Source organism: Ramlibacter sp. (genome assembly GCF_028291745.1).
Classification (GTDB): domain Bacteria; phylum Pseudomonadota; class Gammaproteobacteria; order Burkholderiales; family Burkholderiaceae_C; genus Ramlibacter.
On the sequence record NZ_JAQGNQ010000072.1, the window covers coordinates 17,761 to 37,911 of the forward strand.

Here is a 20,151-nt window from a genome sequence, read left to right on the forward strand (position 1 = left end):
GGGCGAGCCGAGCGCGCGAGTGCGGGCAGGGCGGTCGCGTCGCATCGGTATCCCCAATCGGGATCCCGAATCTGATCTCGATGCAAGCACAAATTGATGCACGAGCTGGCATGCGTTGGTGCCTGCCGCCCCACGAGCGTGCGACCCGCATGCTTGTTGCCGCCGTGAAGCGTCGCACGAGCTTGGCATGGGTGTTGCGACGTCGCTCCATGGCCGCTGTCCGATCCACTTCGATGGCGTCGCCGTCACCCGGCGCGACGGCGGCGGGTGCACCACCGATCGGCCCCGACCTCGCGCCGGAGTCCCGCCGGGAGACCGGCAAGACGCTGGCGCAGGACGCGTACGAGCGGCTCAAGAGCGACCTGTTCGATTTCCGCATGGCGCCTGGCCAGCGCTACGCGGAACAGGAGCTCGCGCGCCGGCTCGGCATCTCGCGCACCCCGCTGCGCTTCGCGCTGCACCTGCTGGAGCGCGAGGGCCACCTGGTACGCGTGGACGGCCACGCGAGCTGGCAGGTCAAGGCCTTCGAGCTCTCCTATTACGAGGACCTCTACGAGTTCCGGGTGCAGATCGAGCTGATTGCCGTGCGGCGCCTCTGCGCCATGGAAACCGCGCCCGACTTCGGGCCGCTGTGCGCCTTCTGGCGCGTGCCCGTGCACGAGCGCGTGCTGGACGGCCAGATCGTCGCGCGCGAGGATGAGACGCTGCACAGCACGCTGGTTGCGCTCGCCGGCAACGGCGAGATGCTGCGCACGCACCGGGACCTCACCGAACGCATCCGCATCATCCGTCGCCTGGACTTCGTGGAGCCCGCCCGCATCCAGGCGGCCTACGACGAACACGACGGGATCCTCGGCGCGCTGCGCGCGCGCCGCTGCGACGAGGCGCAGATGCTGCTCTCGGCGCACATCGCGGCGTCGCGCGCGGAGATCCGGCACCTGACCCTGCATCGCCTCGCTCTCGCGACGCGGCCGGCTCCCATCCCGGCGAGCGCCTGAGCGCTCCGGGGGCTCGCGCAGACCCTGCTGCGCGGCCGCGTGTTGGCACGCCTCCTGCACTGGATCCTGGGAACCCGGTCTGTTTCCGGATCGGGATCCCAAACTGGAACACGAATGAGCCAAACCGGGGCGCAGGCCGCCAGCAGAGCGTCGCAAAGCGTGCAGGACATCGCGCCGGTCGAGGCCAGCGCAGGCAAGCGCACGCTGGCGCAACTGACGTATGCGCGGATCAAGGACAACATCTTCGAATTCCGCATGGCACCTGGGCAGCGGTACGCGGAGCAGGAGCTCGCCACCCGTCTGGGCGTGTCGCGCACGCCGCTGCGCTTCGCCCTGCACGTGCTCGCGCGCGAAGGCTACCTGGTGCGCCTCGAGGGCCACGCCTGCTGGCAAGTCAAGCCGTTCGAGCTCGCCTACTACGAAGACCTGTACGACTTCCGCACGCAGATGGAGCTGATCGCGGTGCGGCGCCTGTGCGCGCTGGCTCCCGCTCCCGACTTGTCGGCGCTGTGCGACTTCTGGCTGACGCCCCCGGCCAGTCGCACGCGCGAGGGCGGGGCGGTCGCGCGCGCCGACGAGAACTTCCACAGCGCGCTGGTGGCGCTGGCGGGCAACGCCGAGATGGCGCGCACGCACGCGAGCCTCACCGAACGCATCCGCATCATCCGCAGTCTCGACTTCATCAGCGAGGAGCGCATCGACGCCGCGTTCGACGAGCACGCGCAGATCCTGCACGCGCTGCTGGCGCGCAACGCGGCAGAGGCCGAGACGCTGGTGCAGCGCCACATCGACGGCTCGCGCGCGGAAATCAGCCGCATCACCCTGCAGCGCCTGGCACTGGCCGCGGCGCACGGCGGCGCCGGCCGCTCCCTCTGAACCAGCCCACACCACAAGGAACTCCATGCTTCCCGACTACGACCTCCTCCTTGCCGGCGGCCACCTGGTCGACCCGGCGCAGGGCCTGGACGGCTGCCACGACATCGCCATCCGCGACGGCAAGGTCGCGGCGATCGTGCCCGCCGGCAGCCAGCCGCTCGCCGCGCGCGAGCGCATCGACGTGCGCGACCGCCTCGTGATCCCGGGGATGATCGACACGCACGCCCACGTCTTCGAGCACGTCACCGGCCGCTTCGGGCTGGAGGCCGACCTCTGCGGCGTGCGCTCCGGGGTGACCACGCTGATCGACCAGGGCGGTCCGTCCTCGATCACCCTGTCGGCCTTCCGCGAGTACGTGGTCCGGCCCAAGGCAAGCCGCGTCTTTGCCTACCTGTCTTCCTACCTGGTCGGCGGGCTGGAGGGGCACTACTACCCTTCGCTGTACAAGCCCGACTGCGTGGACGTGGAGGCGACGCTCAAGGCGGCGCTGGCCAACCGCGACATCGTCAAGGGCTTCAAGGCGCATGCCGAACTCGGCGGCTTCGCGCGCTGGGGCATCGAGGTGATGGCCAAGTCCGCCGAGATCGCGCGCCGCGCCGGCATGCCGCTGTACATCCACTTCGGGCAGCTCTGGCCGCTGCCTTCCGAGGGCGCCAACGGCGTCGACCCTGACACGATCCTGGAGCAGGTGGTGCCGCTGCTCAAGGCGGGCGACATCCTGGCCCACCCGTTCACCCGCCACCCTGGCGGTTTCGTCGACCGCCAGGGGCGCGTGCACGCCATCGTGCGCGAGGCGCTGGCGCTGGGGCTGAAGGTCGACGTCGGCCACGGCTCGCATTTCAGCTACCGGATGGCCCGCATCGCCCTGGACGCGGGAATCATGCCGCACACCCTTGGTGCCGACACGCACGGCTACAACACGAACGTGCCGCAGCCGGCCGGCACGCCCGACGAACATCCGGACAAGGAGCACATGTTCTTCGGCCAGCAGCGCTTCTCGCTGGCCTCCGCGATGACGGCGATGCTGGCCCTCGGTATGCCGCTCGAATACGTGGTGCGCATGGTGACCTGCAACGTGGTCGACGTGTTCGGCCTGCCGGCGGAACTGGGCACGCTCAAGGTGGGCAACCCCGCCGACATCAGCGTGCTGCACGACTTGCGCGGCCGCTTCGCGCTGCGCGACAACGAGGGCACGCAGCTGGTGGGCGAGCGGGTGCTCAACCCCGACTTCTGCCTGCGCGAGGGTCGGCGCTTCGACGCGGATGCCTCGATCCTGCCGGTGATCGAGGCGCTCGCCAGCGAGGCCGCATGAACCAGAGCGAACAGCTGCACCTGGGCGCTGCCCGGCACGGCGTGGGGGCGTCCTTGCGGCGCAAGGAGGACGCGCGCTTCCTCACCGGCCGCGGCCAGTTTGTGGGCGACATCCGCCTGCACGGCATGCTGGAGGTGGCCTTCGTGCGCTCGCCGGTGGCCCACGGTCGCATCCTGTCCATCAGCAAACCCGAGGGGCACGAGGACAGCGTCTTCACGATGGACGACCTGCACGGCGTCCGGCCCATCCGCGCGGTCAGCGGCCTCAAGGGCTTCAAGCCCAGCGATCAGTGGCCGCTCGCGCGCGGCAAGGTGCGCCAGGTGGGCGAGGCCATCGCACTGTGCGTGGCGCCCACGCGCGCGCAGGCGGAGGACCTCGCCGCGCAGGTGCTCGTGGAGATCGAGGATCTGCCGTCGGTGGTGGACATGCTCCAGGCGCGCGGCGCCACGCCGCCCGCTCTGGTCCACGAGGAATGGGGCGACAACGTCTTCCTGCACACGCACGTCCAGGGCGCCCTCGACGAGGTCCGGTTGCGGGCCGAGATCGTGGTGCGTCGCCAGCTGCGCACGGCGCGCCAGAGCATGGCGCCGCTGGAAGGCCGTGCCGTGCTGTGCCAGTGGGACCCGCGCCTGGAGCAGCTGGTGATGCACAGCGCCGCGCAGATGCCGCACATCAACCGGGCCGGGCTGTCGGAGTGCCTGGGCATCGACCAGGGGCACATCCGGGTGATCGCTCCGGACGTGGGTGGGGGCTTCGGCTACAAGGGCATCCTGCTGCCCGAGGAGGTGTGCCTGGGCTGGCTGGCCAGGCACCTGCAGCGGCCGGTGCGCTGGCTGGAGGATAGACGCGAGCAGCTCACGGCCGGCACCAACTGCCGCGAGCATCACTACGACATCACGCTGTACGCGCGCAAGGATGGCAAGCTGTTGGGAATCGAGTGCGATGCGAGCGTCGATTCCGGCGCCTATTCCTCGTATCCCTTCTCGGCCTGCCTGGAGGCGGCGCAGATCGGCTCCATCCTCCCCGGGCCCTACCGGATGGAGGCGTACGACTGCCGCACCTGGTCGGTGGCGACGAACAAGCCGCCGATCCTGCCTTACCGCGGCGTTGCGCGCACTGGCGTGTGCTTCGCGCTGGAGGTGATGATGGACGCAGTGGCGCGCCAGGCCGGGCTCGAGCCGCACGAGGTGCGGCTGGCCAACCTGGTGCAGCCGCACGAGATGCCCTACGACAACATCACGGGCAAGCACTTCGATTCCGGCGACTATCCGCAGGCGCTGCGCCGCGCCCTCCAGGCGCTGGACCTGCCGAAGTGGCGGGCGCGCCAGAAGCAGGGCGAGAGCGACGGCCGCCGCATCGGCATCGGCCACGCCATCTACTGCGAGCAGGCCGCGCACGGCACCTCGGTCTACCACGGCTGGGGCATCCCCATGGTGCCCGGCCACGAGGCCTGCAACGCGCGCCTCACCCCCGACGGCATCCTGGAACTGCGCATCGGTGCGCATTCGCACGGACAGGGCATGGAGACGACCCTGGCGCAGGTGGCCTGCTCGATGCTGGGCATCGACGAAGGCGACGTTCGCCTGGTGCATGGCGACACCGCGCTGTCGCCGTATTCCACCGGCACCTGGGGCTCGCGCTGTGCCGTGATGTCCGGCGGCGCCGTCGCCACCGCGTGCAAGGAGCTGCGCGAACGCGTGCTGGCGATCGCCTCGGTGCTGCTCGAGGTGCCCGCCGCCGCCCTGAAGCTCGCCGACGGCGGCGTGGTCGATCCCGCCAGCGACCGGCGCATCAGCCTGTTCGACGTGGCGCATGCCTGGTACCGCCAGCCGCAGCGACTGCCCCAGGGCATCCACCCCGCGGGCCTGGAGGTCAGCGCCGGCTACAAGCCGGCGCGGGACACGGGCACCTTCAGCTACGCGGCGCATGCCTGTGCCGTGGCGGTGGACACGCAGCTCGGGACGGTGGAGATCCTCGACTACGCGATCTGCGAGGACGGTGGCGTGCTGCTCAACCCGATGGTGGTCGACGGCCAGATCCTGGGCGGCCTCGCCCAGGGCATAGGCACCGCCCTCTACGAGGAGATGCCGTACGACGGCGAAGGCCAGCCGCTCGCCTCGACGCTGGCCGACTACATCCTTCCCGGTGCCACCGAGGTGCCCTCGGCGCGCCTGGAGCACATGGAGACGCCGTCGCCGTACACCGAGTTCGGGCAGAAGGGGATCGGGGAGGGCGGGGCCATCGCGCCGCCCGCGGCGATCGTCAACGCGATCAACGACGCGCTCGCGCCGCTGGGCGTCGAAATCCTGGAGTGCCCGGCCTCGCCGCGGCGCATCCTGGCTGCGCTGCATGCCGCGCGCCACAAGGGGACGGAATGAAGCCCGCACCATTCGAACTGCATGCCTGCCGCAGCCTGCCCGAGGCGATCGCGCTGCTCGCCGCGGGCGATGGCATGGCCAAGGCCGCGGGTGGCACGCAATCGCTCGGCCCGATGTTGAACCTGCGGCTCGCCCAGCCCGCGCAGCTGGTCGACGTGAGCCGGGTGGAGGCGCTGCGCGGCTTCGCGCTGCAGGGCGAGACCTTGCGCATCGGCGCCGGCGTCACCCACGCCCGCATCGAGGACGGGCAGCTGCCGGAGATCACCCGCGGTCTGCTGCCCGCGGTGGCTGGCGGCATCGCCTACCGCGCCGTGCGCAATCGCGGCACGCTGGGCGGCAGCCTCGCGCACGCGGACCCCGCCGCCGACTGGGTCAGCACCATGACGCTGCTCGACGCGACGCTGGTGCTGCTGGGCCCCGTCGGCGAGCGGCGCCTGCGCGCGGGCGCGTTCTTCCTCGGCCCGTTCACCACCGCGCTGCGCGAGGACGAACTGCTGGTCGCGATCGAGATCAGGCGCTTTTCGCCGCGGGCGCGCTGGGCCTACCGCAAGGCGTGCCGCAAGCCCGGCGAGTTCGCGCAAGCGATCGCGGCGGTGTGGACCGACTCCACGCATGGCAGCGCGCGGGTCGTGCTGGGTGCGCTCGGCGGCATGCCGCACGTCATCGAAGGCCAGGGCGCGCTCGAACTGCTGCGCACCGATGCCGGCCTGGAGCGCGCGCTCGACGACGCCGGCCTTGTGGAAGCTTATGAACGCCAGCTGCACGCCACCATGCTCAGGCGCGCGCTGGCCGACCTGGACGCATCCGAATGAACACCATCACCCTGCATGTCAACGGCCGCACGCTGCGCTCGCAGTCCGAAGGCCGCACCTCGCTGGCCGACCACCTGCGCGAGCAGCATGGGCTGACCGGTACCCACCTGGGGTGCGAGCACGGCGTCTGCGGCGCCTGCACCATCGAGATCGACGGAGCGCCCGCCCGCTCCTGCATCACCTACGCGGCCAGCTGCGAAGGCCGTCCGATCCGCACCATCGAGGGCCTGCTGGACGACCCGGTCATGACCCGGCTGCGCGAGGCGTTCAGCGCCGAGCACGCGCTGCAGTGCGGCTACTGCACGCCCGGCATGCTGGTCACCGCGCGCGACATCGTGCAGCGCCTGCCCGATGCCGACGAGGCGCGGATCCGGCTCGAACTCTCGGGCAACCTGTGCCGCTGCACGGGCTACCGCGGCATCGTGCAGGCGATCCAGCGCGTGCTGGCGCAGTGCCAGGCGGAGGCGAACCATGCAGGTTGAACAGCGCTTCACCTTGCCGGTGCCGCCGGCGCAGGCCTGGCCCGCCTTCCACGACATCGCGCTGCTGGTCGAGTGCCTGCCCGGCGCCTCGCTGGCCGGCGAGCTGAGGGACGGCGAGGTGCCGCTGCGCTTCGAGGTCAGGATGGGGCCGATCGTGGCCGCCTTCACCGGCAGCGGCCGCGTCGGCTTCGACGAGGCGGCGCGCAGCGGGCGCTTCGAGGGCGCGGCCGCCGACCGCAAGACCAATTCGCGCGTCAAGGGCGCGGCGGACTTCGCGCTGGCAGAGGCCGGGGCCGGTACCGAGGTCACCGTGCGGGTGGACTACACGCTGTCGGGCACGCTGGCGCAGTTCGGCCGCATCGGTCTCGTGCGGGAGATCGCCAATACGCTGACCGCGCAGTTCGCCGCCAATCTCGAGGCCCGGTTGAATGCAACGCTGCCCGCGGCGGCACCAGCAACGGCGCCAGCGGCGCCGCCAGCCCAGCACATCCCGCGCGAGATCGCCCCGGACAGCCCGCCCATGTGGCTGGCCGCCGAGGCGGTGCCGGCGGGCGCCACCGCCGCGTCCGCAGGTCGCGCCGGCGCGCTGCCGCTGTCGCTCACGGCCCTGCTCGCGCGGGTTCTGCGCGAGCGCTGGTCGCGGCTCGCGCGGCGCGTCTCGCCAGGGGGGCGGCGATGAACCCGTGCAACGGGCCGCGCGCAGTCTGCATGGCGATCTGACGATGCCGTCCGCGATCGACAGCCTGCTCTCCGTGCAGCCGCTGCTGGCGGGGGTCGCATCGGCGGGCGAAGCGCTGGGGCTGGCGGCGCGGACGATGCTGCATGCGGGGCCGCCACTGCGGGATCCGCAGCGGCCGCCGCCGGTCGTCCTCTCGTCGGCCGTGATCGCGATCCTGCACGAAGGCCTGGCGGCGAATGAGCAGGACGCCGAGGCGCTGGTGCGCGCGGGCGGGGTGACGCTCACGCCGGCGCAGGAGCATGGTTGCGTGCTGCCGCTCGCGTTCGTGGCCTCCGCGCGCACCCCGCTCTTCGCGGTGGAGGCGCAGGGCCGCCGCATGTACGCGCCCGTCTCAACCGTGCGGGGGCCGGACACGCGCATGGGATCGCGCGAGCAGGGCCTGCGCGAGCGGCTGCTTGCGCGCGACGAGCTGATCGCCCCTGCCTGGCGGTGCCTGCTGGCGCAGCATGGGCCGGTGCCCTTGCTGCCGCTGGCGGCGCGCGCGCTGCAGGAGGGCGACGACCTGCACAGTCGCACCACGGCGGCAACCGCTGCGCTCGCGGCCGGGGTGCGCCAGCACGCCGGCGCGCTGGCCGATGCGCTGGATGCCACGCCGCTCTTCTTCCTCACCTTGTGGATGGCGGCGAGTGCGCTGATCCTGCGGGCCGCGGAAGGCGGCGACCTGCCTACGCTGGTGACGCGCGCGGGCGGCAACGGCGAGCGCTTCGGCATCGCACTGGCCGGCGCGCCGCGCGAGTGGATCTGTGCCGATGCCCAGCCGCCCTCCGGCACTTTGCTGAGGCCTGCGCCGGCCGGCGTGGCCGGCGCGATCGGCGACAGCGCGGTGATCGACATGCTCGGTTGCGGCGGGCTCGCGCTGGACAGCGCGCCCGAGCCGCTGCAGGCCTTCGCGGGCCACCTGCCGGCGGACCATGCCCGCCTCGCCGGGCGGCTGCTGGCTGCGTGGCACCCGGTGCTGGAGCGGCCGGTCGCCGTCGATGCGCGACGCGTGTGCGCAGAGGCGGCGGCGCCGCTCGTGGCACTCGCGATGCTCGGTGCCGACGGCGCGACCGGCTTCGTCGGCCGCGGCCTGTACCGTCCGCCGCTCGAGCTGTTCGCGCGGGCCGTGGCGGGACTGGCCTGAGCGGCGAGGGGCGACTCGCGCCCCCCGCCGCTCGTGCATGAGGCCGCACAGCGCGCACCGCCATGGGGCGGCACGCCGCCCTCGCTGCTGGCACCGATCTTGCACATTTCCGGCGGTGAGAGGCGGCCCCGCGCAAGCGGCCCGCTGTTGCAGGACCGCTAGGGTTCCGGGCCGTTCGCGCGGCCGTCTGGTCCGAGAGCGGTCGGCCGCAGATCGTTGCGGTTCCACGGAGGGACAAAAGCCCGGGAGATCACGGCGAGCGCAAGTTCGACGTCGTCTCTCCCGTTGCCCGCCACTCGAGCCTGGAGCCATGCAGTCCTTCTTTAGCGCCACCTCCTCCGCCCGCCCCGGCCTGTGGACCATCGCGGGGCAGCTCTCGCGCGCCCAGTACATCGGCTTCGCCGCGCTGGGCCTGGTCGTTCCCCTCGTGCTCTGGGCCCTGCTGTCTGCCTCCGGCTGGGTGGACCCGGTGTTCCTGCCCGGGCCGCTGCAGGTGGTGCGGCGGCTGGTGGAATGGGCCATCGAGGACGACCTCGCGCATGACACGCTGATCAGCGTCGGCCGCGTGGTCGGCGGCTTCGTGCTGTCCGCGGTCATCGCCTTGCCGCTCGGGCTGCTGATCGGCGCCTTCCGGCCGGTGGAGGCGCTGCTGGAGCCGCTGACCGACTTCATCCGCTACATGCCCGCCGTGGCCTTCATTCCGCTGGTGATGCTGTGGCTGGGCATCGGCGAGAGCGCCAAGGTGGCGATCATCTGGATCGGCACCTTCTTCCAGATGGTGCTGATGGTCGCCGAGAACGTGCGGCTGGTGCCCAGGGCGCAGATCGAGGCGGCCCAGACCATGGGCGCCACCCGCGGCGAGATCATCCGGCTGGTGCTGCTGCAGTCGGCCAAGCCGGCGATCCTGGACACCCTGCGCATCACCATGGGCTGGGCCTGGACCTACCTCGTGGTGGCGGAACTGGTGGCAGCCAACTCCGGCCTGGGCTACTCGATCCTGAAGGCGCAGCGCTTCCTCAAGACCGACATCATCTTCGCGGGCATCGTGCTGATCGGCGTGATCGGGCTGGTGATCGACCAGGCCTTCCGCTGGCTGCACCGCCGCGCCTTCGCTTACCTGCATGGCGGGAGCTGATCGCACCATGTCCAAGGTCGCCATCCGCAAACTCGGCAAGGTGTTCGCCGGCAGCGCGAGCCCGGTCCCCGCCCTGGAGAACATCGACCTGGACGTCGGCGAAGCCGAATTCGTCACGCTGGTCGGCGCCTCCGGTTGCGGCAAGTCCACGCTGCTGCGCATCCTCGCCGGCCTGGAGTACCACACGAGCGGCCAGCTGGTGTGCGACGGGCATCCGGTGCGCGGCCCGGGCGCCGACCGGGCGATGGTGTTCCAGCACTACAGCCTGTATCCCTGGCTGTCCGTGATCGACAACATCAAGTTCAGCCGCGGGCTGCGGGTCAACCGCCGGGAGCTCACGTCGTCCGACGTCGAGACCGCCTCCGGCCGGGCCGACGCCCTGCTGAACCTGATCGGCCTGGAGCGCTTCGCCCATGCCTGGCCGCGCCAGCTCTCGGGCGGCATGCAGCAGCGGGTGGCGATCGCGCGCGCACTGCTCGGGCGGCCCTCCATCCTGATGATGGACGAACCCTTCGGAGCGCTCGACGCGCAGTCTCGCGAGGTGATGCATGACCTGATCCTGCACATCCACCGGATCGAGCGCACGACCATCGTGTTCGTCACGCACGACGTCGAGGAGGCCATCTACCTGGGGCAGCGCGTGGTGGTCATGCAGCCGCGCCCCGGGCGCATCCAGCGCATCTACGACGTACCCCTTCCCGCCGAGCGGCACCAGGACATGAAGCACGAGCCGGCCTTCCGCGCGCTGCGTGCCGAGATCCTCGACTGCATCCGCCAGAACGCGGGCCTCAGCACCGATGTGGAGCTGCTGGACAAGCTCAATGCCTGACGCCGCACCGCTTTGGGGAAGCGCGCTGCGCCCCCTGCGTCGCCAGGCGTCACCCGATTTTCACAACCAGGAGCCTTCGCCATGACTTCCTTCCTCCCGTCCCTGCAATCCGGCGCCCAGTCGCTGCTGGGCCGCCTGATCAGGCCGCTGGCCGTGCTGGCGCTCGCCGGCAGCGCCGCGACCGCTGCGGTGGCAGCGCCGACGCCGCTCAAGATCGGCACCGTGGTGTGGATCGGCTACGGCCCGTTCTACGTGGCCGAGGCGCAGGACCTGTTCAAGAAGTACAACCTCAAGGTGTCGCTGCAGGTGTTCAGCGATCCGGCGCTGATCCCGCCGGCGCTGGTGGGCGGCGCGATCGACGGCGCCATGGTGACCTACGACCAGGTGATCGGCCAGGTGGCCGCCGGCAAGGCGCAGAAGGTCGTGATGCCGATCGACTACTCCAACGGCGGCGACGCCATCGTGGCGGACCGCAGCATCGTCAAGCTCGCCGACATGAAGGGCAAGAAGATCGGCTACAACCCGCTGTCGCCCTCCGACTTCCTGCTGTCCTATGCCCTGAGCAAGGCCGGCCTCTCGGCGAAGGACATCACGCCCGTGAGCATGACGCCGGAAGCGGTGCCGGCGGCGATGGCCTCCGGCCAGATGCCGATCGGCGTCACCTACGAGCCGAGCCTGTCGCAGATCGTCGGCCAGGGCGGCGGCAAGAAGTTCAAGGTGCTGTTCTCCTCCAAGGACGCGCCCGGCCTGATCGCCGATGTGCTGGTGTTCGACGACAAGTTCATCAAGGCGCGGCCGACCGAAGTCTCCGGCGTGATCCAGGGCTACCTCGATGGCCTGGCCTTCATGCGCGCCAAGCCGGATGAGGCGGCGAAGATCATCGGCAAGGCCATGGGCGTGTCGGCCAAGGAAGTGCGCGAGCAGTTGTCCGGGGTCTACAACATCCCGCTGGCCGAGATGCCCAAGGCCTTCGCCAAGGGCAAGGACACCACCTCCTACTACGCCAGCGGCGCCGTCATCGGCGGGCTGCTGAAGGCCAAGGGCCAGATCACCACGCTGCCGGCCACCGAAGCCACCATAGACGCGCAGTTCGTTAACGCGCTGGCCAAGAAGTAATCCACGCCAGCGGCGGGCCCGGCGGCGCCGGGTGCCGCCGCCGCGTGCCGCACGGAGCAAAAGCATGATCTCCCAACACCTGCGCGACCCCGGCGGGGCCGTCCCCAACGTGCTGGCGCTCACCGTGGTGCTCGCTGGCTGGCCGGTCGGCATCGCCCTGCTCGGCGCCCCGGCGTGGTGGCTCAACGCGACGGGCTTCATGCTCGTCGTGCTGGCGCTCACCTGGTCCGCCTACTACATCCATGAGTTCGCGCATCTGGCGATCTTTCGATCGCCCGCTGTGAACGAGCGCTGGGGCCGCGTGATGACGTGGATCAACGGCAGCTGCTACGCGCCCTTCGCGGACCTGCGCCGCAAGCACATGCGGCACCACGTCGAACGCGCCGACGTCGTGACCTTCGACGTGCGCGGCTTCCTGCTGCGTGCGCCGGCCTGGGTGCGAACAACGGTGCTGGCGCTGGAGTGGTGCTACCTGCCGGCGGTCGAATTCCTGATGCGCGGCTTCGTGATCGCCCTGCCATTCCGCGACCCCGCGCGCCACGCCGCGCGCAAGCGCATCGTCACCATCGCGCTGGTGCGGCTCGCCGCGATCGTCGCTCTGGGCTGGTGGTCGCCGAAGGCGCTGGTGCTCTATGCGCTGGCCTACCTGGTGTTCGTGACGGTGCTGCGCTTCGCCGACTGCTTCCAGCACACCTACGACGCCTATCCGATCGATGGCGACCAGCCGATCCCCGAAGACAAGGTCCGCGACCGCGTCTACGAGCAGCTCAATACCTACACCAACGTGGTCGGCATCGACAGCCCCGTTCTGAACCTGCTGTGGCTGAACTTCGGCTACCACAACGCACACCACGAGCGCCCGGTGCTCGCGTGGCACCGGCTGCCGGCCTACCACCGCGAGCTCTATGGCGACGCCTGTGCGCAGGTCGTGCCGGTACGCGATCTGGTGCGCAGCTTCCACGTCCATCGCGTCAGCCGCATCCTCGCGCCCGACTACGGCGCGGTGCTGGCCCCCGGCACGCCGGCGCGCGCCGACGGCTTCCTCGGCGCGGTCGGCGTGTCCTTTCTCACCGCCGTGTGAAGCGATCCATGGCCGCCCCGGAGCCTGCATGAACCCGACCCCGACGATCTTCGATGAGCGAGGAGGCTGCGTGAGCGCCGATGCCAGCGCCCTGCTGGTGATCGACATGCAGCGCGATTTCTGCGCGCCGGGTGGCTATGCGCACCGCGCCGGGCTGGACGTCGCGCGCCTGGCCGAGCCGATCGCGAACATCCGGCGCCTGCTGGATGCGGCCCGCGCCCGCAAGTGGCTGGTGGTGCACACCCGCGAAGGGCATCTGCCGGACCTGTCCGACTGCCCGCCGGCCAAGCTGGCGCGCAGCACCGCCGCGGGCGCGGCGATCGGCGCCGCCGGGCCGATGGGCCGGCTGCTGGTGCGCGGCGAACACGGGCACGACTTCATCGACGAACTGCGGCCCGCGGCCGGCGAGCCGGTGATCGACAAGCCCGGCTACGGCGCCTTCCACGGCACCGGACTGCAGGCGCTGCTGCAGGCGCACGGGATCGAACGGCTGGTGGTCTGCGGGGTGACCACCGAGGTCTGCGTGCACTCCACCGTGCGCGAGGCGACCGACCGGGGATTCCGCTGCGTGACGGTGGCCGACGCCACTGCCGCCAGCGACCCGGCGCTGCAGGCCCCCGCGCTCGCCATGCTGCGGGTCGAAGGGGGGATCTTCGGCTCGGTCGCGTGCACCGGGCACGTGCTGCGCGAGATGGCCGCGGCCACGCTGGAGGCGCAACCGTGACGCGCGCCACGCGCCTGTGGCCGCTGCTGACTGCCACGCACCGCTACGACAAGTCAATCTCGACGTACCGGCGCGGCGCCGGGCAGACGATCGAGGCGCCTATCCTCGCCTACCTGGTCGAAACGCCCAATGGCCGCATCCTGTACGACGTCGGCTGCGATCACGCCAAGATCGCCGATCCGGCGCTGCGCGCGCGCCACTACGACCCCGCGGTGTTCGCCTTCGGCGCGCCCGAGATGGGCGAGGAGCAATGCCTGCCGCGGCACCTGGCACGGCTCGGGCTGACGCCGGCCGACGTCGACGTGGTGTTCGTCGGCCATCTGCACTTCGACCACGCGGGCGGCCTGCGGGAGCTGCGCCGCTGCGGCTGCGGCGCCGAGATCCACGTGCAGCAGGAGGAACTGAAAGCAGCCCGCAGCGGCGAGGACGTTGCCGTCTTCGCCGACGAACTGCTGGACCAGGCCGGCCGGCCGCTGCCCTTCACCGTGCGCGAGGGCGAGTACGAGCTGACGCCGGGCGTGCAGGCGGTCGCCACGCCGGGCCACACGGCCGGCCACATGTCGATGTGGATCGAGCTGCCGACCGGCGCGCCGGTGCTGCTGTGCGGCGACGCCGCCGACCTGCAGGAGAACCTCGACGACGAGGTCGCCCCCGGCGGTCTCTGGCAGGGCCGCGAGGCCCAGGCGATCGCCAGCATCCGCAAGCTCAAGGCCCTGGCGGCCGAGACTGGCGCCGAGCTCTGGCCCAACCACGACATGGACTTTTTCCGGCGGCTGCCTGCCGTGCGCGGGGAGCCGTCATGAACGAGGTGCCGCGGCACTACCTGGGCGTCTGGGAACGCAAGGTCCTGCGCGTGGGCAGCGAGCCGCAGGACACCCGAACGCGCGTGTTCTGGCTGCAGACGCCGCACTGGCACGCGGACGTGAGGGTGCCGGCCGATCGCCCCTCCTTCGCTGGCGTGGCGTCGCCTGCCGACTGTTCCGTCCAGCAACTGCGCTGGCTGGTGCGGCAGGAAGCCTTCGCCGGCATCACCACGGTGAGCGGCGACCGCTGTTGGTGGCACCGCATGATCGATTTCCGGTTCCGGCGCTCGCAGGACGTCGGCCGCATGGCCTTCGCGGGCGAGCAGGTCGAGGAGTTCGGCGTGCATGCCGACTACTACGAACTGTGGCAGCGGCTGCCCGGCACCGGCACGGGCGCGCGGGCTTGGCAGGACACCGCCGGGCCGCGCCGCATCGCTTGTGTCGCCGGAGACCGTTTCCTGTTCGTGCGCGAGCGCCCGGTGTGGGATGCGGAGGCCGTGCGCATCCAGGCTCGCATCGAGCTGGGCGAGGCGAGCCGCGTCGAACTGGAAGCGTTCGTCGACTTCGAGGCGTCGTTCGGCCGCATCGAAGGCGACGCGGCCCGCATCGAGCTGTCCACGCTGCCCTGGCGCGAGGGCGCGATTGCGTTCACGCTGTCGGGGCTGCAACGCGAACCCTGGCAACCGGCCGGCATCGGCCCTGTGCATGCTGCCGTGTTCGAGGCGGCCGCCGGCGCAAGCTAGAGGACGCGGGATCTACTCGGCCAGCTCGAACCGCGTCCAGGCGTGCGCCAGCAGGTGCTGCAGTTCCTGTTGCCGGCGCTCGTAGCCGTCGCGCGGTTCGTTCTTCTGTGGCGCGATGCCGTTCAGGGCGGTGACGAAGGCGTAGTGGTAGGCCCTCAGTGCAGCGCGAGCGGCGGGTTTGCGCAGTTCCCGCAGCGCCGCTTCGAAGTCGGCGCGACAGAGCTGCTGGCCGATGACGATGCAGTTGCCCTCGCGGTCCCATGAAGCGTTGCGCTTCAGCAAGGCCTGGACGGATTCGCCGCAGCTCACCAGTTCCTGTTGCGTCACGTTGCGGTAGTAGTCGACCTGCGTCAGCGTCGCGAAGGCGTGCGGCGACAGGTCTCCCGCGTACGCGTTCGCCAACTGCCCTGCCATGGCAAGGACGATCAGGCGCCGCGTCGGCAGTTTCATGGATGAGAACTTTAGCAGCACAACAGCAAATTAATCCGTCGCTAGGGCGACTGTTCCAACGTGTGACGCCACTTGCATGCAGTTGCAGCTCAGCCTCTGTGCGGAATGTCCTACGCCGCGCGAGTATCAGACTGACGCGCTGTTGGGGAGAGTTACGACGAGAATGGCGCGTGACCAATCCGGACCGGCAGTTCCATACGGGAGACATAGTCCGCCTGAAGGCTGGCGGTGCGCCCATGATCGTCCGGGCGGTCAGCGGCGACACCGCCTATTGCCAGTGGTACGCGGGCGTGGACCTGCACCAGGGCACCTTCCTGTTCACTTCGCTGCACGACATCAGCCGCGAACTCCGCAGCGTCCCGGCCGCCCACGCGGTCGCGCAGGAAATTCCGCTTCCGACTGCCTGAGCGAAGTGCGCGTTGTGCTCTTCGCGGCACGATAGCGCGTCGCCTCGCCTCACCTCGCCACGCTGCGACGCGCTCCGTCTTGCGCGAACTGTCCTGCATGCACTGGCTGCGCCGGCGCACAGCTGCGCCATGTACGCCGCCCCGCCCGGAACCGACAATCGTTGGTCTACCTCAGGCAATGGGTGTGGTGCGATGACTGCAAGCAGGCGACTTCCGACAGGAGCAGAGTACCGGCCGCGCGAAGGCACCCATTTCCGGGTGTGGGCGCCGGCCGCGCGGCGCGTCGACGTGCTGTTCGAAGAGAAGGCCGTGCCGGCGGTGGCACTGCAAGACGAAGGCGAAGGCTACTTCGCCGGGCTGGCGGCGCAGGCTCGGCCCGGTCACCGCTACCGCTTCCGCCTCGACGGCGGCGAAGCCTTCCCCGATCCGGCATCGCGCTGGCAACCCGAGGGGCCGCACGGGCCGTCGGAAATCGTGCCCCTGGACAGTTATCGCTGGAACGACGGCGGCTGGAAGGGCGTGAGCGCGCAGGGCCAGGTGCTCTACGAGATGCACATCGGCACCTTCACGCCCGAAGGCACCTATGCCGCCGCCGAGGAGCACCTGCCCTTCCTCAAGGACGTGGGGATCACGGTGCTGGAGCTGATGCCCGTCAATGAATTCAACGGCGCTTTCGGCTGGGGCTATGACGGCGTGCAGCTGTTCGCGCCGACGCGGCTGTATGGCAGCCCGGATGCGCTGCGCCACTTCATCGATCGCGCGCACGCGATCGGCCTCGGGGTGATCCTCGATGTGGTCTACAACCATTTCGGCCCGAGCGGCAATTACCTGGCGCGCTTCTCGCCGCACTACACCAGCGAGCGCTACGAGAACGAGTGGGGCGAAGCGATCAACTTCGACGACGAGCACAGCGGCCCGGTGCGCGAGTTCTTTGCCGCCAACGCGGCTTACTGGATCCGCGAATTCCACTTCGATGGCCTGCGGATCGACGCCACCCAATGCCTGTTCGATGCCAGCCCGCGCCACATCGTCGGCGAAATCGCCGAGCGCGCCCGTGCCGCGGCACCCGGGCGCAGCATCTATCTGGCGGGTGAGAACGAGCCGCAGCACGCGGTGCTGGTCCGCCCGGTCGCGCAGGGCGGCATGGGCCTCGACGCGCTCTGGAACGACGACTTCCATCACAGCGCCACCGTGGCCGGCACCGGCGCCTGCGAAGCCTATTACACGGAGACGCGCGGCACGCCGCAGGAGCTGATCTCCGCGCTCAAATGGGGCTTCCTGTACCAGGGGCAGTATTACGCCTGGCAGAAGAAGCGCCGCGGCCAACCGGCGCTGGACGCGCCAGCCACCGCCTTCATCCAGTTCCTGCAGAACCACGACCAGATCGCCAACAGCGCGCGCGGGCAGCGGCTGCACGAACTGACCTCGCCCGGCCGCTTGCGCGCACTGACGGCGCTCTTGCTGCTGACGCCGAGCACGCCGCTGCTGTTCCAGGGGCAGGAGTTCGCCGCGCGCGCACCATTCCTGTACTTCGCCGATCACGGAGAAGAACTGGACGCGCTCATTCGCCGCGGCCGGCAGGAGTTCCTCGTGCAGTTCCCCAACATCGCGAGCGAAGATGGTGGCAAGCTGCTCGCTTTGCCGGCCGACGAAGAAACATTCCGACGATGCAAGCTGGACCACGCCGACCGCGAACGCAATGCGCACATCGTGCGCCTGCACCGCGACCTGCTGCGCCTGCGGCGCGAAGACCCGGTGTTCGCGCTGCAGGACCGGCAGCGCATGCATGGCGCGGTGCTGGGGCCGGAGGCCTTCCTGCTGCGCTTTCTCGATCCGCGGGGCGACGACCGACTCCTGGTGATCAACCTCGGTGCGACGCTGCCCCTGCTGCCGATGCCCGAGCCGCTGCTGGCGCCGCCGGCCGGCTGCCGCTGGCGCCTGCTGTGGCACAGCGAGGCGCCGGTCTATGGCGGCAATGGAATGTCCGAACCCGATGGGGAGCAAAGCTGGCGCCTGCCGCCGCACGCGCTCGCCGTACTCGCACCGCATGCCGTGGAGGAAGCCGTTGGCCGAAGCCATCCTGAACACGATGCCCTGGCAGGGCAACAACGACAACCCGGAAAGCCTGCTGACCCGTGAATGGCTGGTGACCAACGGGCTGGGCGGCTATGCCTCCGGCTCGATCGCCGGTGTCGCCACGCGCCGCTATCACGGCCTGTTGATCGCGGCCTTGCCGACTCCGATCGGCCGCACCGTGATGCTGGCCCACATCGGCGAGTGGCTGCGCCTGGCCGACCAGCGCGTGATCCGCCTGTCCGGCGAAGAGGGATCCGAGGGCAGGTATGAACTGCCCGAGGTGCTGACCGAGTTCCGGCTGGAGATGGGGCTGCCCGTGTGGCGCTATCGGGTCGGCGACGTGGAGGTGGAAAAGCGCATCGTGCTGCCTTATGGCCAGAACACGGTGCACGTCAATTACCGCGTCAGCGGCGGCAGCGAACCCGTGCGCCTGATCCTGCGACCGCGCATGAACTTCCGCGGCCACGAAGCGCCGGTTTCGCAGGAGTGCGACGTGCATTGCCGCGTGGAGGTGCAGGGGCGCCGCTGCGAAGTGCATTCGACCCGCGACACCCACCTGCCGCCCCTGCGCATGATGCTGCAGGGGCGCGAGGCCGACCTCGTGCTCGAAGGCGGCGCCTGCCAGGAATTCTTCTACCGCGTGGAGGCTGCGCGCGGCTATCCGGCGCGCGGCAGCGAGTGGACGCCGGGGCGCTTTCGCGCGCAGCTCCATCCCGGCGAAGAGTGCACGCTGATCGCGTCCACCGAAAGCTGGGACAAGGTCGATGCGCTCACGCCGCAGCAGGCGCTGCAGGCGGAACACGCGCGGCGCGAGCGCCTGCTGGAACAGGCGGACCCGCAGGCACGCAGCGGCCGCGCCGCCGAACTGGTGCTGGCCGCCGACCAGTTCATCATCTCGCCCTTCAGCCGCCAGGCCGACGCCGCGCGCGCTCTGGCCGAAGGCGACCAGGCCCGCACGGTGATCGCCGGCTACCACTGGTTCACCGACTGGGGCCGCGACACGATGATCAGCCTGGAAGGCCTGACGCTCGCGACCGGTCGCCACGCCGAGGCGGGCTACATCCTGCGCACCTTCCTGCATTACGTGCGCGACGGCCTGATCCCCAACATGTTTCCCGAGGGGCAGAACGACGGCCTGTACCACACGGCCGATGCCACGCTGTGGTTCTTCCATGCGATGGACCGCTACGTCACCGTCACCGGCGACCGGCTCACGCTGCGCCAGGCGATGCCCACCTTCCTCTCGATCATCGACCACCACTTGCGTGGCACGCGTTTCAACATCGGTGTCGATGCGCGCGACGGCCTGATGAAGCAGGGGGCGGAGGGCTACCAGCTCACGTGGATGGATGCGAAGGTCGACGGGTGGGTCGTGACGCCGCGGCGCGGCAAGGCCGTGGAACTGAATGCGCTGTTCTACAACGCGCTGCGCCTGATGGAGCGCTGGCTGCGCGAGGAGCACGACGAGGCGCGCGCCAGCGAAATGGCGCAGCACGCGCAGCGCACCTACGAAAGCTTCAACCGGCGCTTCTGGAATGCGCAGACCTCGTGCCTGTACGACGTGGTCGACGGCGAGAACGGCGACGACGCGGCGATCCGCCCCAACATGCTGTTCTCGATCTCACTGCCGCACCCGGTGCTGGAGCCGCAGCGCTGGAACAGCGTGCTGGACGTCGCGCAACGCATGCTGCTCACGCCGGTGGGCCTGCGCTCGCTGGCGCCTGGCCATCCCGACTACAAGCCCTATTACGACGGCGACCTGCGCGCGCGCGATGCGGCCTACCACCAGGGCACGGTGTGGGGCTGGCTGGCCGGCCCGTATGCCGATGCCTGGCTGAAGGTGCACCCGGACGACTACCGCGGCGCCGAGCGCTTGATGGATGGCTTTGCCGCCCACCTGAGCGAGGCCTGCATCGGCTCGATCAGCGAGGTCTTCGACGCCGAGCCGCCCTTCACCCCGCGCGGCTGCGTCGCGCAGGCGTGGAGCGTGGCGGAGGTGCTGCGGGTGCTGGTGAAGTGCCGGCACGGGGGGCGGTAGGCGCCCCACCTGCAGCGCAGGAAAAGGAT

19 protein-coding genes and 1 riboswitch are annotated in these 20,151 nt (G+C 70.4%); of the genes, 18 read left to right on the top strand and 1 reads right to left on the bottom strand.

The features are described 5' to 3' along the window. Positions 1-233 precede the first annotated feature (233 nt). From JWP60_RS13540 to JWP60_RS13610, 15 genes are all read left to right on the top strand, one after another. Positions 234-998, top strand: coding sequence for a GntR family transcriptional regulator (locus JWP60_RS13540; protein ID WP_299792012.1), 765 nt, complete (start codon positions 234-236; stop codon positions 996-998). A gap of 114 nt (positions 999-1,112) precedes the next feature. Next, positions 1,113-1,874 carry a GntR family transcriptional regulator gene (locus JWP60_RS13545; protein ID WP_299792015.1) on the top strand — a complete coding sequence of 254 codons (762 nt, stop codon included), beginning with the start codon at positions 1,113-1,115 and terminating at the stop codon, positions 1,872-1,874. A 25-nt stretch (positions 1,875-1,899) separates the two neighbouring features. Then, positions 1,900-3,186: an amidohydrolase/deacetylase family metallohydrolase gene (locus JWP60_RS13550; protein ID WP_299792018.1), complete on the top strand. Its 1,287-nt coding sequence runs from the start codon at positions 1,900-1,902 to the stop codon at positions 3,184-3,186. Next, positions 3,183-5,564: a xanthine dehydrogenase family protein molybdopterin-binding subunit gene (locus tag JWP60_RS13555; protein ID WP_299792021.1), complete on the top strand. Its 2,382-nt coding sequence runs from the start codon at positions 3,183-3,185 to the stop codon at positions 5,562-5,564. The genes JWP60_RS13550 and JWP60_RS13555 overlap by 4 nt, the downstream gene beginning before the upstream one ends. Next, the gene (locus tag JWP60_RS13560) at positions 5,561-6,376 is read left to right on the top strand and encodes an FAD binding domain-containing protein (protein ID WP_299792024.1); all 816 of its coding nucleotides are present in this window, start codon (positions 5,561-5,563) and stop codon (positions 6,374-6,376) included. The genes JWP60_RS13555 and JWP60_RS13560 overlap by 4 nt, the downstream gene beginning before the upstream one ends. Beyond that, positions 6,373-6,858, top strand: coding sequence for a (2Fe-2S)-binding protein (locus tag JWP60_RS13565; RefSeq protein WP_299792027.1), 486 nt, complete (start codon positions 6,373-6,375; stop codon positions 6,856-6,858). The genes JWP60_RS13560 and JWP60_RS13565 overlap by 4 nt, the downstream gene beginning before the upstream one ends. Further along, the gene (locus JWP60_RS13570) at positions 6,848-7,537 is read left to right on the top strand and encodes an SRPBCC family protein (RefSeq protein ID WP_299792030.1); all 690 of its coding nucleotides are present in this window, start codon (positions 6,848-6,850) and stop codon (positions 7,535-7,537) included. The genes JWP60_RS13565 and JWP60_RS13570 overlap by 11 nt, the downstream gene beginning before the upstream one ends. 43 nt (positions 7,538-7,580) lie before the next feature. Continuing rightward, a complete protein-coding gene (locus JWP60_RS13575) occupies positions 7,581-8,720 on the top strand; it encodes a DUF1116 domain-containing protein (protein ID WP_299792033.1) in 1,140 nt (379 codons plus the stop codon). Positions 8,721-8,867: 147 nt separating this feature from the next. Further along, a riboswitch (guanidine-I (ykkC/yxkD leader) is annotated at positions 8,868-8,971 on the top strand. 59 nt (positions 8,972-9,030) lie between these two features. Next, complete coding sequence (locus JWP60_RS13580; protein ID WP_299792036.1) at positions 9,031-9,855, top strand: ABC transporter permease; 825 nt, start codon at positions 9,031-9,033, stop codon at positions 9,853-9,855. Positions 9,856-9,862: 7 nt separating this feature from the next. Further along, complete coding sequence (locus JWP60_RS13585; protein WP_299792038.1) at positions 9,863-10,684, top strand: ABC transporter ATP-binding protein; 822 nt, start codon at positions 9,863-9,865, stop codon at positions 10,682-10,684. A gap of 81 nt (positions 10,685-10,765) precedes the next feature. After that, on the top strand, positions 10,766-11,800 hold the full coding sequence (locus tag JWP60_RS13590) for an ABC transporter substrate-binding protein (RefSeq protein WP_299792041.1): 1,035 nt from the start codon (positions 10,766-10,768) through the stop codon (positions 11,798-11,800). Positions 11,801-11,864: 64 nt separating this feature from the next. Beyond that, positions 11,865-12,881, top strand: a complete 1,017-nt coding sequence (locus JWP60_RS13595) for a fatty acid desaturase (RefSeq protein ID WP_299792044.1) — start codon at positions 11,865-11,867, stop codon at positions 12,879-12,881. Between the two features lie 28 nt (positions 12,882-12,909). Further along, a complete protein-coding gene (locus JWP60_RS13600) occupies positions 12,910-13,605 on the top strand; it encodes an isochorismatase family cysteine hydrolase (protein ID WP_299792047.1) in 696 nt (231 codons plus the stop codon). Continuing rightward, entirely contained in the window at positions 13,602-14,408 is an 807-nt protein-coding gene (locus JWP60_RS13605) for an N-acyl homoserine lactonase family protein (protein ID WP_299792050.1), read from the top strand. Before JWP60_RS13600 ends, JWP60_RS13605 begins: the two co-directional genes overlap by 4 nt. Continuing rightward, complete coding sequence (locus tag JWP60_RS13610) at positions 14,405-15,151, top strand: hypothetical protein (RefSeq protein WP_299792053.1); 747 nt, start codon at positions 14,405-14,407, stop codon at positions 15,149-15,151. Before JWP60_RS13605 ends, JWP60_RS13610 begins: the two co-directional genes overlap by 4 nt. Positions 15,152-15,163: 12 nt before the next feature. Here JWP60_RS13610 and JWP60_RS13615 read toward each other — a convergent pair whose 3' ends face one another. Then, positions 15,164-15,601: a hypothetical protein gene (locus JWP60_RS13615; protein ID WP_299792056.1), complete on the bottom strand. Its 438-nt coding sequence runs from the start codon at positions 15,599-15,601 to the stop codon at positions 15,164-15,166. 170 nt (positions 15,602-15,771) lie between these two features. On the opposite strand from JWP60_RS13615, the gene JWP60_RS13620 reads away from it, so the two are divergent. From JWP60_RS13620 to JWP60_RS13630, 3 genes are all read left to right on the top strand, one after another. Further along, entirely contained in the window at positions 15,772-16,008 is a 237-nt protein-coding gene (locus JWP60_RS13620) for a DUF2158 domain-containing protein (RefSeq protein ID WP_299792059.1), read from the top strand. 192 nt (positions 16,009-16,200) lie between these two features. Further along, positions 16,201-18,147, top strand: coding sequence for a malto-oligosyltrehalose trehalohydrolase (gene treZ / locus JWP60_RS13625; protein ID WP_299792062.1), 1,947 nt, complete (start codon positions 16,201-16,203; stop codon positions 18,145-18,147). Further along, positions 18,074-20,122, top strand: coding sequence for an amylo-alpha-1,6-glucosidase (locus JWP60_RS13630; protein WP_299792065.1), 2,049 nt, complete (start codon positions 18,074-18,076; stop codon positions 20,120-20,122). The genes treZ and JWP60_RS13630 overlap by 74 nt, the downstream gene beginning before the upstream one ends. The last annotated feature ends 29 nt before the right edge of the window (positions 20,123-20,151 follow it).